Source organism: bacterium (genome assembly GCA_035308905.1).
Classification (GTDB): Bacteria; Sysuimicrobiota; Sysuimicrobiia; order Sysuimicrobiales; family Segetimicrobiaceae; genus DASSJF01.
This window is the reverse complement of the sequence record DATGFS010000003.1, coordinates 59,596-74,363: the sequence shown is the minus strand read 5'-3', so window position 1 is coordinate 74,363 and position 14,768 is coordinate 59,596. Positions and strand designations below refer to the sequence as shown.

General features: G+C 70.1%; 14 protein-coding genes and 1 tRNA gene. 6 read left to right on the top strand and 9 right to left on the bottom strand.

All coding sequences use genetic code 11. The features are described 5' to 3' along the window. Positions 1 to 27: 27 nt before the first annotated feature. Positions 28 to 567, top strand: coding sequence for a GNAT family N-acetyltransferase (locus VKT83_00630; GenBank protein ID HLY20952.1), 540 nt, complete (start codon positions 28 to 30; stop codon positions 565 to 567). Positions 568 to 598: 31 nt separating this feature from the next. Here VKT83_00630 and VKT83_00625 read toward each other — a convergent pair whose 3' ends face one another. Beyond that, positions 599 to 1,333 (bottom strand): class I SAM-dependent methyltransferase, encoded by a 735-nt coding sequence (locus VKT83_00625; protein HLY20951.1) that lies wholly within the window; start codon positions 1,331 to 1,333, stop codon positions 599 to 601. A 131-nt stretch (positions 1,334 to 1,464) separates the two neighbouring features. Here VKT83_00625 and VKT83_00620 point away from each other — a divergent pair, with 131 nt between their 5' ends. Beyond that, on the top strand, positions 1,465 to 1,800 hold the full coding sequence (locus tag VKT83_00620) for a cupin domain-containing protein (protein HLY20950.1): 336 nt from the start codon (positions 1,465 to 1,467) through the stop codon (positions 1,798 to 1,800). A gap of 25 nt (positions 1,801 to 1,825) precedes the next feature. Here the strand turns inward: VKT83_00620 and VKT83_00615 are convergent, their stop codons facing one another. The 3 genes from VKT83_00615 to VKT83_00605 are packed head-to-tail and all read right to left on the bottom strand — an operon-like array spanning position 1,826 to position 6,663. Continuing rightward, positions 1,826 to 3,247 (bottom strand): MFS transporter, encoded by a 1,422-nt coding sequence (locus tag VKT83_00615; GenBank protein ID HLY20949.1) that lies wholly within the window; start codon positions 3,245 to 3,247, stop codon positions 1,826 to 1,828. A 3-nt stretch (positions 3,248 to 3,250) separates the two neighbouring features. Then, positions 3,251 to 5,191 (bottom strand): FAD-dependent oxidoreductase, encoded by a 1,941-nt coding sequence (locus tag VKT83_00610; GenBank protein ID HLY20948.1) that lies wholly within the window; start codon positions 5,189 to 5,191, stop codon positions 3,251 to 3,253. 17 nt (positions 5,192 to 5,208) lie between these two features. Next, on the bottom strand, positions 5,209 to 6,663 hold the full coding sequence (locus VKT83_00605; GenBank protein ID HLY20947.1) for an NAD-dependent succinate-semialdehyde dehydrogenase: 1,455 nt from the start codon (positions 6,661 to 6,663) through the stop codon (positions 5,209 to 5,211). Between the two features lie 186 nt (positions 6,664 to 6,849). Between VKT83_00605 and VKT83_00600 the strand changes: the two genes are divergently transcribed. Together VKT83_00600 and VKT83_00595 are read left to right on the top strand one after the other, a co-directional pair. Next, positions 6,850 to 8,199, top strand: a complete 1,350-nt coding sequence (locus VKT83_00600) for an aminotransferase class III-fold pyridoxal phosphate-dependent enzyme (protein ID HLY20946.1) — start codon at positions 6,850 to 6,852, stop codon at positions 8,197 to 8,199. 13 nt (positions 8,200 to 8,212) lie between these two features. Then, the gene (locus tag VKT83_00595; GenBank protein HLY20945.1) at positions 8,213 to 8,992 is read left to right on the top strand and encodes an enoyl-CoA hydratase-related protein; all 780 of its coding nucleotides are present in this window, start codon (positions 8,213 to 8,215) and stop codon (positions 8,990 to 8,992) included. Between the two features lie 13 nt (positions 8,993 to 9,005). Here VKT83_00595 and VKT83_00590 read toward each other — a convergent pair whose 3' ends face one another. The 4 genes from VKT83_00590 to VKT83_00575 form a co-directional block, all read right to left on the bottom strand. Next, the gene (locus VKT83_00590; protein ID HLY20944.1) at positions 9,006 to 9,440 is read right to left on the bottom strand and encodes a DUF1634 domain-containing protein; all 435 of its coding nucleotides are present in this window, start codon (positions 9,438 to 9,440) and stop codon (positions 9,006 to 9,008) included. Then, positions 9,424 to 10,221 carry a sulfite exporter TauE/SafE family protein gene (locus tag VKT83_00585; GenBank protein ID HLY20943.1) on the bottom strand — a complete coding sequence of 266 codons (798 nt, stop codon included), beginning with the start codon at positions 10,219 to 10,221 and terminating at the stop codon, positions 9,424 to 9,426. Before VKT83_00585 ends, VKT83_00590 begins: the two co-directional genes overlap by 17 nt. A 69-nt stretch (positions 10,222 to 10,290) precedes the next feature. Then, complete coding sequence (locus VKT83_00580; GenBank protein ID HLY20942.1) at positions 10,291 to 10,860, bottom strand: putative glycolipid-binding domain-containing protein; 570 nt, start codon at positions 10,858 to 10,860, stop codon at positions 10,291 to 10,293. A gap of 6 nt (positions 10,861 to 10,866) precedes the next feature. Beyond that, positions 10,867 to 10,944, bottom strand: a tRNA-Glu gene (locus VKT83_00575). A 120-nt stretch (positions 10,945 to 11,064) separates the two neighbouring features. Between VKT83_00575 and VKT83_00570 the strand changes: the two genes are divergently transcribed. Further along, positions 11,065 to 11,229: a hypothetical protein gene (locus VKT83_00570; GenBank protein HLY20941.1), complete on the top strand. Its 165-nt coding sequence runs from the start codon at positions 11,065 to 11,067 to the stop codon at positions 11,227 to 11,229. 252 nt (positions 11,230 to 11,481) lie between these two features. Then, on the top strand, positions 11,482 to 12,081 hold the full coding sequence (locus VKT83_00565) for a hypothetical protein (protein HLY20940.1): 600 nt from the start codon (positions 11,482 to 11,484) through the stop codon (positions 12,079 to 12,081). Between the two features lie 7 nt (positions 12,082 to 12,088). Here the strand turns inward: VKT83_00565 and VKT83_00560 are convergent, their stop codons facing one another. Continuing rightward, positions 12,089 to 14,713 carry an ATP-binding protein gene (locus tag VKT83_00560; GenBank protein HLY20939.1) on the bottom strand — a complete coding sequence of 875 codons (2,625 nt, stop codon included), beginning with the start codon at positions 14,711 to 14,713 and terminating at the stop codon, positions 12,089 to 12,091. Positions 14,714 to 14,768: the final 55 nt, after the last annotated feature.

The window sequence follows — 14,768 nt, the reverse complement described above, 5'->3', positions numbered from 1 at the left end:
TGAACAGTCGTTCAGGGACGTCAGTCGATGATCTTGTCTTTTCCTCACCGCATCCAGACCGCGCGGCTTCTACTCCGCACGCCCACGCTGGACGATGCGCCGGCGATCTTCGAGCGGTGGGCACACGATCCGGAGGTCGTTCGGTACCTCACCTGGCGTGCGGACCAGACGGTGGAAGAGGTGTATGAGTTCCTCCGCCGTGGCCAGGCGATGCGTGAATCAGGAGAGCGCGCGGCATGGGTGCTCACGCTAGCGGGTGAGGATTCCCCCATTGGCATGCTGGAGGCTCGGCCGGGTGCTCATGGCGTCGAGCTTGGCTATGTACTCGGCAAGGCATATTGGAACCATGGGTACATGACCGAGGCGGTCGAAGCGGTCGCGGCGTGGTTACTCGACCAGCCCGGAGTCTTCCGCGTCTGGGCCGTTTGTGATGTTGAGAATCAACCGAGCACGAGGGTCTTGGAGAAGGCCCGCTTCCAGCGGGAGGGTGTCCTGCGTCGTTGGACGATGCACCCCAACGTTAGTGCCGCGCCGAGAGATTGCCTTTGCTACGCGCGGGTCAAATGACCGTCTTCTCGAATCCGTGCAACCTGCCGCCTCAATCGACGGGACGGCCGCCGGCGGCGTCCGGCGACGGCCGCACCCCGATGTAAAGACCGCGGCCCATCAATCCTTCGTCGTCGCGTGCCGCGCGAAGGCCCGCGGCCTCGAGTGCGACGAGGTACTCGTCACGGGTAAACATCGTCATTTCGTGGCGTTCCGTGAAGTGCTCCACGCCGTCCGGGGTGCCGACGAGGTAGTGGAACAGTATCGCGGCGGCCTGTCCGGAGACGGACGAGGTGTGGATGCGGGCGATCTTGAGATCCGGACGATCCACGAAGATCGCCCCGAGGTATCCCGGCTTGAATTGTTCAGGTCCGAGGAACGGTTCCACGATCACCAGCCCGCCCGGATTCACATGCTTGGCCATGCATCCGACGGTCTGCGCGAGCTCGACGGTGGAGCGGCAGTACGCAACAGAGGCGAACAGACAGGTTACCGCGTCGAAGCGGCGTCCGAGGTCGAACGCCCGCATGTCGCCCTGGTGAAACGTCACGTCCGGGTGTCGCCGCCGGGCGAGGTTCAGCATCGCGAGGTCCAGGTCCAGTCCCTCCACGGTGTAGTGCGGCTTCAGGTGCGTGATGTGCTGACCGGTGCCGCAGGCCACGTCCAGCAGCGTTGTGATCGGGCGTCGTGCGTGCTGGTCCATGAGCAGCCGGAGTCTGTGCGCCTCGCGCTCATAGTTCTTCCAGCTGTAGACGGCATCGTACCAGGCGACCGACTTCGTAAACATGGGTCGGGATTCGCAGCGCCTCCGAGGATCTCCCGTTCTATCTCCCGAGGGCGTCCACCGAGGAGGTATCCCGGCGCAGGCGAATCACAAAACGGTCCGGCTGCTTAGGGCGCTTTCTTGGAGGTCCCGCGATGGCGAGTCATTTCACGTCCGCAAAGGAACTGCGCGGCAAAGAGATCGCGAAAGGCGTGACGATGAAGCCGCTGCCCGGCAAGAACGTGATGCTGAGCTACGTGGAACTCGCGGCCGGAAGCGAAGTGCCGACCCACAGCCACCCGCACGAGCAAGGCGGGATGGTCGTCGAGGGACAGTTCGAGATGTGGATCGGCGACGAGCGCAAAGTGATGCAGCCGGGCGACATGTACATGATCGCAGGCGGCGTGCCGCACGGCGGCCGGCCGGTCGGCGGCCGCGCGATCGTCTTGGACGTGTTCCACCCGCTGCGGGAAGATTACCTGCGGCCGTAAGGGGCCTTTACCGGCGGGAGCCATCTCACGCCCGGGGCCGGCCGCGAAGCAGCGAGAGCGCGGTTGAGAGGAGACAGAGCAGGATCGTCGCCGCGTAGACGTTCTGAATGCCCTGCGTCAGCGCCTGCGGAGGGATGCCGCCCCCACTTCCACCGGGCGTGCCCTCGGCCACCGCTATAGGGCCCAAGCGTGATTGCATGATGGTCGCGGCCACGGTCAGGCCGGTGATCATGCCGATGGCCCGCATCATCGCGAGCACGCCGCCCGCCACGCCCTGCTTGTCGCGCGGCGCGCTGTTCATGATGACGGCATCGTTCGGCGCGATAAAGAGGCCCATCCCAAAGTCCATCACGACCATCGCGGCGGCAAGCGACCAGTACCCGCGGGCCGGGGACACCAGCATGAACAACGCGCCGCCCACGGTGGCGATCGCCATGCCGAGCGGCGCGAGCACGTGCGAGCCGGCGCGGTCCGAGAGTGGTCCGCCGAGGAGCGACCCCGCGGCGAGCGCCGCCGGCATCGGCGTCATGGCGATGCCGACCGCTCCGGGCGCGTAGCGCAGTACCTGCTGCAGGTAGAACGGGATCACGAACACGACCGTGAACGATGCCGCGTAGGCGCAGACCTTCGCGGCGTTGGCGCCCGCGAACCGGCGGTTGTAGAAGAGCGACAAGTCGAGCATCGGCGACGGCACCCGCCGCTCGATTGCGACGAAGGCGATCAGCAGTACGGTTCCGGCTCCGAGGAGCACGTCAACCGTGGCGGCCGCCCATCCGATGACCGGGCCGAGGCTCGCGCCGAGGAGCAGCGCGCCGAGACCGGCGCCGAAGGTCAGCGCGCCGGCGACGTCAAAGCGTCCGCGCCCGCCCAGGCCCTCGAGCGGCGGCAGCGTGCGCCGGGCCAGCAGCGTGGCGCCGATCGCGACCGGCACGTTGATGTAGAAGATCATGCGCCAGGTGGACACCTGGATCAGCAGGCCGCCTACGACGGGACCCACGACGAGCGCGACCGACACCGCGGTCTCGAGCAGCCCGAGTGCCGTCCCCATCCGCGCGCCGCCGACCGTGTACGACAGGATCGCCACGCTGTTCGCGACGAGCATCGCCGACCCGACGGCCTGCAGCGCCCGAAACGCGATGAGGGCGCCGATCCCGGTCGCCGCGCCGCACAGGACCGAGCCGGCGAGAAAGACGGTAAATCCCGCGACGTAGATGCGCTTGTGGCCCACCATGTCCGAGATCCGGCCGAAGATCGCGACGAGGCTGGACGAGGTAAGCAGATACGCGACGCCGACCCACTGGACGAGGGAGACCGGGACGCGGAAGGTCGCGGTGAAGGTGGGATAGGCCACGGTGACGATGCTGCTGTCGAGCGCGCCCATGAACGTGCCCAGACACACCGTTGCGATCACGGGCCACGGCAGCCCGCGGGGCGTCGACTGGGCCACGCCCTAGCCGCCGAACCGGTCGGTGTCGATGACGTGCCGGACCACAACCGCCAGGAGGCGGGCGAGGTCCGCCCGGGTCGGCGGGTCCGCGAGCGCCGGGCTTTGCGCGCCGCCCGCGTCGGGCAGCGCGTCCGCGAGCGCCTGGATCGCGGCCTCGCGGGACATCGGGGTGAGCGCGTCGCCCATGGTGATTTGCAGCGAGGCGCTCACGGGGACGGCCCGGCCGCCCGCTGCCTGCACCATCTGCGCCGTGGCGACGATCGTCCGCTTCGCGTCGAACTGGCTGACCGGCTCGTCGGGCCGAAACGACAGCGTGTCGTCGTTGCCCGGCCAGACGCCGGCGACCGCGAGCAGCTGCGTCGCGACGAACGCCGGATGGCCGATCGGCACGTCGTCATACCAGTAGAGCGGGACACCCTGATCGAGCGCCAGGAGCTGCAGCCGCAGGACGAGCCGTGGGTTGTCGTGCACCTCGTGCGGGGGGCGGCCGGCATGCAGGCAGAACGCCGCAAGCAGCGCCGCGGCCTCGCCGACCGCCCACTCCACCGGATGCACGCGGTACGCGCCGTTGGTCAGGTGGGTCGTGCCGATGTTCTTGGCGGCGGCGAGCAGGTTGGTCGTGCGTTGCGGCACCAGCGCGCCGAGCGGGATCTGAAACGGCCGGGTCGACAGGCTTACGGTGTTGACGCCGCAGCCGTGGAGATCGATCGGATACAGGCCCACCCCGACCGACGCGGCCTGCGGCGCGGCGCGCGCGCCGCGCTGCGCCGATGCCGCGATGTCCTGCTCGCGGATCGTGACCAGCGCTTTGAGACGGCGCCCTTCGCGGACGTACGGCATCTGCGACACGCCGTCGACCGTGCCCATTACATCCGGCCGGGGCCGCAGCTCAGGGTAGCCGGCGCCGCCGTCGTCGCGCGGGGCTTCGGTCTGCAGCCAGTAGAGAAACCCGAGGCTCAGCAGGCGCGCGTCGCGGTAGAGCGCCGCGAGCTCGAGCGCCGTCCGGTCGATCGGCGCCGGGCCGCGGTAGTCGTTGCTCGTCCAGTTGATGATGCTGACGTCGTTCGGAATGCGCGCGTCGTCGAAATTCGCCGCGTCGAGCGCCCGCCGGTAGGTCCAGAACGATCCGTGGGTTCCCGGCGCTGTCCCGAACATCTGGTACACCGGCGCCACGGGGTCGGCCGTCTTGTACGCGAACGAGTACGGTTGCGCGGTGCGATTGTTCTCGTAGCCGTCCGGCTTCTGGATCGTGTTGTTCTCGCCGGGGCGCCACTCCACGGCGAACGGGAAGGTCAGGAACTGGAAGCATGTCGGGTCGGCCGCCGCCGGCGCGGACGGCTCGCCCGTCTCAGCCTGCGACTCCGCGCCCACCGCGTACGGCGTCGCGGTGAGCGGCAGGAGATCGCCGAGATCCGTCGCGTCGAGCACGAACCGCGCATGGAAGCGGATGAGCGCGCCGCTCTCGGTCTGGCGCGTCAGCACCGACCGGACCTCGCCGCTGAAGACCTCCGCCGCGATCGCCCGGGTGTGGTAGAAGACCTGCAGCGCGCCGGAGTCGTGCGACCGGGCCATCATTGCTTCGAGCACCGTCGCCGCGGCCCGCGGCTCGAACGAGAGCGGGCTCACCCAGGCGTTGCCGGGGTTGAGCGGTCCCGCGCTGTCCGCGGCCGCGGACAGACGGTAGGCGCTGCGGTAGTAGGCGCGGATCCCGTTGCGCAGCTCGTAGTACGCCGCGGTGCCGCCGAACGTCTCGATGTACTGGTGCTCGTCGAGGGCGGAGACGCCCTGGGTGGTGACCTGCCCGCCGGGCCACGCCGCTTCTTCGGTCAGGCAGACGCGCAGGCCGAGCCGGGCGGCGCGCAGGGCCGCGGCAACGCCGCCGAGGCCGGCGCCGCAGACGAGCACGTCACAGGCGATCTCCGTAATCTGGGTGGAGGGCTGCATCCGCCGCCGCGGCGCGGCTACGAGATGTTAATGGAGATCGACTTGACCTCCGTGTACTCGTGCATGCCGTGCCGCCCGCCCTCGCGGCCGAGCCCGCTCTCCTTGACGCCGCCGAACGGGATCTCGTGCGTGTACCCGGTCGCGTCGTTCACGCAGACGAGGCCGTACTCGAGCGCCTCGCCGACCCGCACGACCCGCGCGAGGTCCCGGGACGAGAGGTAGGCGGCGAGGCCGAAGGTCGTGTTGTTGGCCCGCTCGATGACCTCGGCCTCGGTGTCGAAGGGCAGGATCGGCGCGACCGGGCCGAACGTCTCGTCCTTCGCGACGCGCATCTCCTCGCGCACGTCGGTGAGGACCGTAGGCGCGTAGAAGTACCCGCGGGCGAACGCGCCGTCGGTCAGCCGCCGGGCGCCGGCGAGCGGCCGCGCGCCCTGGCCCACCGCCTCCGCGACCATCGTCTCGACCTTCTCGAGCGTCTCGGCGTTGATGAGCGGCCCGACCTGGACGCCGGGCTCGGTGCCCGGGCCGACCTTGATCGCCTTCACCGCCTCGACGAATTTCGCGAGGAAGCGGTCCGCGATGGCGCGCTGCACGTAGAGGCGATTCGCGCAGATGCACGACTGGCCGCCGACCCGGAAGTACTTGATCGCGACGGCGTTCTGCACGGCGCGGTCGAGGTCGGCGTCCTCGAAGACGATGAACGGGGCGTTGCCGCCGAGCTCGAACGTGAGCCGTTTGAGCTGATCGGCGGCGCCGCGCATCAGCGTCTTGCCGACCTCCGTGGAGCCGGTGAACGCGATCTTGCGCACGCGCGGATCCGTGAGGAACACGTCGGCGATCGGTGCCGCGCGCCGGCCGACGACGACGTTGAACACGCCCGGCGGGAGGCCCGCCTCCTCGAAGGCGCGCGCGATCTCGATCGCCGTGAGCGGCGTCTCCTTCGCCGGCTTCAGCACGACGGTGCACCCGGCCGCGAGCGCCGGGGCGATCTTGCGCAGCACCATCGTGGCCGGGAAGTTCCAGGGGGTGATCGCGCCGACGACCCCGAGCGGCTGCCGGATGACCCACAGGCGCTTGTGCGGCACCGGCGGGGGCACGATCTCGCCGTAGACGCGGCGCGCCTCCTCCGCGAACCACGGCAGATACTGGATCGCAAACGCCACTTCGCCGCGCGCTTCCGCGACCGGCTTGCCGTTCTCCTCGGTGACGAGGCGCGCCAGCGCATCGAGCCGCCCGGTCAGGATGTCGCGCGCCCGGAGGAGAATCGCGCCCCGCTCGAGCGCGGTCCGCTCGGCCCAGCCGGGGAACGCGCGCGCGGCCGCGTCCACCGCGGCGCGGGCTTCCTCGACGCTGCCGTCGGGGACGGCCGCGATCGGCTCGGACGTCGCGGGGTTGAGCACGTCGAACGCGCCGCGCCCGTTGCCGTTCACCCACCGCCCGTCGATGAACAGCGGATACTGCTTTACGGCCATCGCCATGCCTCCTCAACCGCCCGCGCGGGCCGATCCTGGGCCTGCGGGCATCTTTGGCTCACGCCGTAGGCCCAGGGCCAAAGCGCGCCCGCAACCATGAAATCAAAGCCGGACCTGCGCCCGTGCCGGAGGGTGCCGGAGCATTTCCTGCGGGTCCCGGCGCTTCCTGCCGAGAAGGTGTCGGCGATGTCCGGGCCGCTGCCGTCCCCGCCCTCCGTGTGGTACCAGGGGCAAGTCCAGGCCACGCTCGCGCGCCGCGGCGGACCCCTACGGCTCGTGCGGGGCGAGGGGCCGCACGTTTGGGACGCGGACGGGCGCCGCTACCTCGACGCGCGGTCCGGGCTGTGGGCGGCGCTCGTCGGCTACGGCCGGACCGAGATCATCGACGCGATCGCGGGCCAATTGCGGACGCTGTCGTTCGCGCCGCTGACGGACGCCGCCTCGCCGCTTGTAGAGACGCTGGCCGAACGGCTCCGCGCCGTGCTGCCCGGCGATCTCGTGAGCATCGTCCCGGTGCCGACGGGGTCGGAGGCGGTGGACACGGCGCTCAAGTTCGCCCGGCGGTTTCACAGCGCCGCGGGGGAGGGCCGGCGCCGGATCGTCATCAGCCGGGAGTACTCCGCGCACGGCAGCACCTACGCCGGCTCCTCACTCAGCGACCCGGACCGCGGCCTCCTGCGCGGGATGGGCACGCCGCTCGCCGGGATCCGGTTCGTCCACGCGCCGTACCGGTACCGCTGCCCGCACTGCGCCGTGCTCGACGCCTGCACGCTTGCCTGCGCCGACGAAGTCGAGCGGGTGATTGTCGACGCGGGCCCCGGCCGCGTCGCGGCCGTCTTCGCCGAGCCGGTGCCCGGGCCGGGCGGCGTGCTGGTCCCGCCGGCCGAGTACTGGCCGCGGCTGCGCGCGATCTGCGACCGCCACGGCGTGCTGCTGGTGGCCGACGAGGTGGTGACGGGATTCGGCCGGACCGGCCGGTGGTTCGCGTGCGACCACTGGCAGGTCACGCCGGACATCATGATCCTCGGGAAGGGGATGACCGGCGGCTATCAAGCGCTGGCCGCGATCGCGCTGCGGCGTCACGTCGCCGAGCGGCTGGCGCGCCGGCTGGTGCCGCACGGCTTCACCTACAGCGGCCATCCCGCGGCCTGCGCGGCGGCGCTCGCCTGCCTGCGGATCATCGAAGAGGAGGGGCTCGTCGACCGGGCCGCGTCGCTCGGCCGCCGCCTCGCGGACGGGCTCGCGGCGCGGCTTCGTGATTGCCCGATCGCGGGGGAGGTGCGGGGGCTCGGCCTCATGGCCGCCGTCGAGCTGGTCTCGGACCGCGCGACGCGCCACCCGCTTGCGCTCGGGACGCGGGGAATCGACCGGCTGGAGCGGGAGATGCGCCACCGCGGCGTGCTGTGCTTCACCGACAACCCGGTGATCGTGGCGCCGCCGCTCACGATCACGGATCAGGACGCGGGGGAGCTCGCGGACGCCGTGGCGAGCGCCGTCACGGCGCTCGCCACGGCGCGGCGCCGCACACGACCATGAGGAGGGACGGGGAATGGCTGCGCCACTGGTGACGCTCGATTCGCACGACGGCATCGTCACGCTGACGATCCGCCGGCCGGATGCGCTGAACGCGCTCAGCACGGCGGTCTGCCGGGAACTGACGGCCGCGCTCGAGGCCGTGGGCCGGGAGCCCGCGGCGCGCGTGCTGATCCTCACCGGCGAGGGGCGCGCGTTCTGTGCGGGCGCCGATCTCAAGGAGCGGGCCGGGGCGGCCGAGGAGACGATCTGGCGGCACAACCGGGCGATCGTTCAAGTGCCGCGCGCGATCGAGGCGCTGCCGATTCCGTCGATCGCGGCCATCAACGGGCTCGCGGTCGGCGGGGGCTGTGAGATCGCGCTCGGCTGCGACCTGCGGTGGGCGGCCGACACCGCGGAGTTGGGCTGCCCCGAGGTCACCCGCGGGATCATCCCGGCCGCCGGCGGGACGCAGCGTCTCGAGCGGCTGCTCGGTCCGGCGCGGGCGATGAGCCTCGTGCTCACCGGCCGGCGCGTGAGCGCCGCGGAGGCGCATCGGCTCGGCTTGGTCGACGCGGTCGTGCCGGCCGCCGATCTCGCCGCGGCCGCCGCGGACACGGCGCGGGCGATCGCGGCCAATGCGCCGCTCGCCGTCCGTGCCGCGCGGCAGGCGATCCGGTACGGGCTCACGCATCCGTTCGAGGACGGGTTGAGGCTCGAGGGCGAGCTGCAGCGGATGCTCTACGCCAGCGACGACTGCCGGGAGGGGATCGCCGCGTTCAACGAACGGCGCGCGCCGCGCTGGACGGGCCGGTAGGCGGCGCGCGGCCTCAGATGTGGCCGAGGGCGGAGCCGAGCGCCAGCATGCCGAGGACGATTGCGGCGAGGAGGACATAGTTCCAGTCGCGCTCCCGCGCGAAGGCGATCAGCGAGACGACGACGCTGATGACCGGCGTGATCATGAGCGTCAACAGGCCGATGTCCGTCACCGCCGCCGGGACGTGGACGTCGTTCCGGAGCGCGTCGAGCAGCTCGCCGAGGGTACTCGGGTCCTCGCCGGAGCCGGCGGGAAGGCCGCGCGCCCCGAACAGCACCGCGGCGGCGCCGCGCCGGTGCACGAACAGGGCCACGCCGAAGACGATGATCGCCGCCGAGATCAGCACGCCCGCCCGGAGAATGGCGCCGAGCACCCGCGCGGTCGCATCGGGTTCGTGACCCGCCTCGGGCGAGGCGGGGGCGCTTCCCGCCCTAGACTCCGAGTCCACGCAGAATCATCTCCACTGAAATCACCGCCAGCACCGGGACGAAGAGCTTCCGCAGCGTCGTGTTCCGCAGGCGCTGCATCACGTGGGTGCCGCTCCACGCCCCCGCCAGCACGCCGAGGGCCACCGGCGCCGCGACGAGCGGGTGAATGTCGCCGCGTGAGAAGTACACGCCCGCGCTGGCCGCGGCGGTGACGCCGATCATGAAGTTGCTCGTCGCCGTAGAGACCTTCATCGGCAGGCGCATGATGACGTCGAGGGCGAGCACCTTGAAGAGGCCGCTGCCGATGCCGAGCAGCCCCGACATCAGGCCCGCCGCGTACATCATAAGACTGCCCGGGACGACGGACGTCGCCGTGTAGGCGACGCGGCGCCCGAGGACCTGATCGTGGTAATCGCCGTGAAACCGCAGCCGGCCGGCCAGCGGGTCGAACGGCACGTCGCCCGGCAGTTCGATTCGCACCCGCCCAAGGAGCGCGACCGTCGAGTAGGCGAGCAGCAGCCCGAAGATGAGGTACAGCACGCGGACGGGGACGTGTCCGGCGATGAAGGCGCCGGACACCGCGCCGACCGTCGTCGCGACTTCGAGGCCGATGGCGATGCGGAGATTCGCAAGGCCGCCGCGCACGTACGCCGCGGCCGCGCCACTGCTCGTCGCGATGACCGACACGATGCTGGCGCCGATGGCGTAGCGGATCGGCAGGCCGATCAGCAGCGTGAGGGCGGGCACGATGATGATCCCGCCGCCGAGTCCGAGCAGCGCGCCGATCACGCCCGCGAACATCGACAGCGCCAGAATCTCGACGAACACCCTTCGGCTTTCGGGAGGCCGTTCCGCGCTCCCTGTTGTCGGTTAGCCTTCCGCGATCCGGCGCCAGATGCCCTCATAGTCGATGGGAATACCGTCGGTATCCACGTCGACGAGCGCGGTGAAGCCGCTCTCGAGGCTCGTGTAGCGATATCGCGATTCCGCGAGCCGTTCGTAGGATTGCCGGGCCGGGATCACGCGAAGGGACGGAAAGCGGACCCACGCGGCGAGGATTTCCTGCCGCCCGCCGACCGGAAGCCGCAGGCGATTGACCGGGAGCGCGTTGGTGGCCGGCGTGACTTCGAGGTCGACGTCGCCGCACCCGTCGAGTTCTGGGCTCGGCTCTCCGTCGCGCCGCCACTGCCCGCCGGGGTCGCGCTCCAGGCACAGAAGCCGCCGCGCACCCTGCCAGGCGGTGTGCACCTCGACCGTCCGCGTGCGCCAATCTTTGTCGCAGGCGATCCGGTAGTCGACGCGGAGGGGAGCGCCTTGCTCGGCGAGCATGACCGCGCCCGAGATCTCGCGGCCGGACTCGGTCCCCTCGAATCGCGCGTGCTCGACGCTGAGGTCGTCCAGCACCCGGCGCCACATGACCTCGCGGAAGAAAGGCGGCATGTTGGATGGTGCCCCGAGCGGGATTTGAACCCGCGTTACCGGCTTGAAGGGCCGATGTCCTAGGCCGACCTAGACGATCGGGGCCGTCCCCACATTAACATAGGACGCTGAAGCCCTGCAAAGGCTTACGTGGCAGTCGCTCGGAAGGAATCCGGCGTGCGTCTTCTAATCGGTCGCTCTGAGAGCCGACAAGGGAGGTGATCCATGAAGAAGATCACATGCCCCAGTCCTTGTGGAGCTGAATTCAAAGTCCATACCGTTGATGAGTTGGTCGAGGTTGTGAACGTGCACGTCAAACACGCGCACAGCAAGGACTTTCCGCAAGGAGTTCCACGCGAAGAAGTAATGAAAATGGCGAAAGACGCCTAAAGAACAGAAGCGGTGTTTGGGGGCCGGGGTTCTCCGGCCCCTCTATCTTTTGTCCGATGCAACGTCTCGACCGCCCCTCGATCCTCCGCCGGAAGCGCGCCACGGCCGGTCCGCGTCCGGGGAATACACCGGGTAGCGATATCGGCGCGGCCACGAACACCTGATCGGGGTTCCCCCGTCCCGGTGGAACATTCCGCGCCGGGCGCTCGTTTCGCCCGGTAATCGTTTGCACCGATTCGTGTGGGAGGACGTATGTCGCGCAAGACACGGATCCGCGCGGTGCGCCTGAGGCGTCCTGCGACGCGCGGGGTCGTTCTTATTCGCTCCAAAAAGCGGGCCGCCCGCCTCACGCGGCTCCCGAAGCGTTCCTATGTGATTCGCGAGAAGTACCTGAGACGGTTTCGCACGCTCGCCCGTCAACTGACGGACATCCCGCTGAGTCCGGATACGACCTTCGACGGCCTGCTCAATATGGGCGACGACGGCAACGAGATCTGGGTGGAAGCGGGCCTGCCCGCGCCGGAGAAGCAGTTCACGATCCTGCACGAGCTCGTGCACGCCCGCCGGCAGCGCGCGGGCGAAGATCTCGACGACGACGTGCTCGAGGAGCAGATCGTGGAGATGGAGGCGGTCGCCCGCGCGAGCCGCCGCCTGCTCAACCGGATGTCGTCGGGCATGCTGCTTTGCGTGCTACACGACTACCTGACGCGGCGGGGCGTCGACGATCCCAATACGACGATCGGGCTCCGCCGTGTCTACACCCGGATCGGCCTCCTGCTTTCGGGCCGGACCGGCCCGCGGCGAACGGCCCCGATGCCGCAGGTCGCGCACCGTCGGCCGTCACGGAGTTAAGGCGGGCTTACGGCCCGAACGGCTCGGGTTCTCCCGTACCTCGATCGGTGAGCAACGTCGGCGGCGGACCGCCGGGCGGCGGCCCAGGCGGCGGCGGCTCGGGGGGGGGACTGCCGGGCGGGGGCGGTTCGGGCGGCCCGGGCGGCGGGCCCGGCACCGGCGGGGCTGCGGGACCGCCCTGCATGATGATCGTCTCCCGGATGTTGTCGCGGCGGTCGCCAAACTGCCGGAGGCGCTGCGCCAGGTCGGCCAGCCGTGCCACGACCCGTCCGTTGATCGTGTCCGGTGGGTAGGCGCCGTTCGCATCCGGCGCCCCGGCCCGGACCCCCGTCAAGATCTCGATGCCGTCGTCGACCGTCCGCGCCGTCCATACGTGGAATTTGCCGCTGCGCACCGCGTCGACGACTTCCTCTCGCAGCATCAGGTTGCGGACGTTTTGGTGAGGGATGATCACGCCCTGGCGGCCCGTGAGCTCCCGCGCCTTGCACGTGTAGTAGAAGCCCTCGATCTTTTCGTTGACGCCGCCGATCGGCTGAATCTCGCCCCGCTGGTTGACCGACCCCGTCGTGGCGATGCCCTGGTCGATCGGGATCCCGGAGAGCTCGCTGAGGAGCGCGTACAGTTCGGTTGAGCTCGCGCTGTCCCCGTCGACTTCCGAGTAGAGCTGTTCGAAGGTGAGAGAGGCCGAGAGGCTGAGCGGCGCCTGCTGCGCGAACCGGCTGGCGAAGAACGACGACAGGACAAACACGCCTTTGGTGTGGATCTTGCCCGACATCTGCGTCTCCCGCTCGATGTTGACGACGCCGCGGGAGCCGACGTGCACACGCGCGGTGATCCGGCTCGGCTGTCCGAACATGTAGTCCCCCAACTGCAGCACGGCGAGCCCGTTGATCTGGCCCGTGACCTTGCCCTGGATGTCGACGAGGATCTGCCCGGTCTCGATTGCCTCGCGGATCTTCTCCTCGATGAGGTTGCTGCGGAGCGCCTTCTCATCGACCGCGCGCCGGACGTCGTCGCGCGTCGCGACGGTCCGCCCGGCCTGCTTGGCCCAGGTGGCCGCTTCGAAGACGATCTCGGTGACCTCGTTGAAGCGGGTGCTGAGCTTGTCCTGCTCGCCGGCGACGCGCGCCCCGTGGTCGATGACCTCCGCGACGGCCCCCGCGTCGAACTCGCAGATCCCGCAGCGCCGCGCGATCCCGGCGATGGCCCGCGCGTACTCCCGCATCGTCTCCGGCGTGCGCTCGACCACGGTGTCGAAATCGGCCCGGATCTTGAACAGCTGCTCGAAGTCCTCGTCGAGCGCGTAGAGCGCGTGGTAGAGGTAGGGGGTGCCGACCAGGATGACCTTGAGGTCGAGCGGGATCGGGTCGGGCCGCAGGGTCGCCGTCGGCAGCATGCCGGCCGCTTCCCCGAGCGGCTCGATGCGGATCTCGCGCCCGCGCAGCGCGCGCTTGAGCCCCTCGTACGCGAACGGGCTCGTCAGCACGTCCCGCACGTGCAGGATCAGGTAGCCCCCGTTCGCGAGGTGCAGCGCGCCCGGCTTGATCATCGTGAGGTCGGTGACGAGCGCGCCGAACTCCACGCGCAGTTCGGCCCGGCCGACGAGGTTGTAGTAGGTCGGGTTGGTTTCGACGATGACCGGCGCGCCTTTGGTGTCGGCGTGATCCACGAGCAGGTTGACCTGGTAGCGGGCGAAGGGGTCGCGCCGCGGCATGCCCGGCATCTCGACGGACGGCCTCCCGCCGCCTTCCTCGTCGCCGGTCTGGGTGATCTCGGAGAGATGGTCGAGCATGTCCTGCTTCAAGGCGTCGAAGTACGTGAGGACCCGCAGGTGGTCCGCGTACTGCTCGCGGAGCCGCGCCACCGGCGCGTCGATCATGTACTGGGCGGTCTGCCGCTCGAGGTCGCGGAGGGCGTCGCGGCCTTCGCGCTCGAGCGCGCGCACCTGCCGCAGCGCCTCGGTCACCGCGTCGCCGAGCTCGGTCGTGCGTTGTTGCAGCTTCGTCCGGTCGGCCTCAGGCAGCTGGTTGAAGACTTCCTCGGGGATGGGCTTGCCCTGCAGGTCAACGGGGACCGTGGCGATGCCGGTCGGGGTCCGCTGCAGCATGAGGCCCCTCGTGCGCGCCTCGGCCTCGAGCCCCTCCCAGATCTGGCCCACCCGCTGCTCGTAGCGCTTCACGACCTCCGCGCGCCGGCGCTCATAGAGCTCGCTCGTGAACGCCTGGCGGAGCCCCTCCCGGATCTCGACGAGCAACTCCCGCACGTCGCGCTGGAACTTGCGGCCGATCCCGGAGGGCAGCATGATCGCGATCGGCTGGCTCGGCGCGGCGAAGTTGCGGACGTAGCACCAGTCCGGCGGCACGCGGCCTCCGCGGGCGGCCTCCTCGACCGCCGAGCGCGCGTAGGTCATGCGCCCCGTACCGGGCGGCCCGCTCATGAAGACGTTGTAGCCCGGCTGGTCGACGCGCAGCCCGAAGTCGAGCGCGCGCACCGCCCGCGGCTGGCCCACGAGGCGCGGCCCGCCGTCCGATTGCAATTCGGCGGTGGTCTGAAACCCGAGGCTCGCCGGGTCGCTGCGGCGGCGGAGCGCGTCGGGGCTTAGCTGCCGGTCGTCACCGAGGGAGGTGGACATGACAATTTTTCTCGTTCGTTCAGGAGCAAGCGTTCGCCTCTTGACGTAGGCTGGC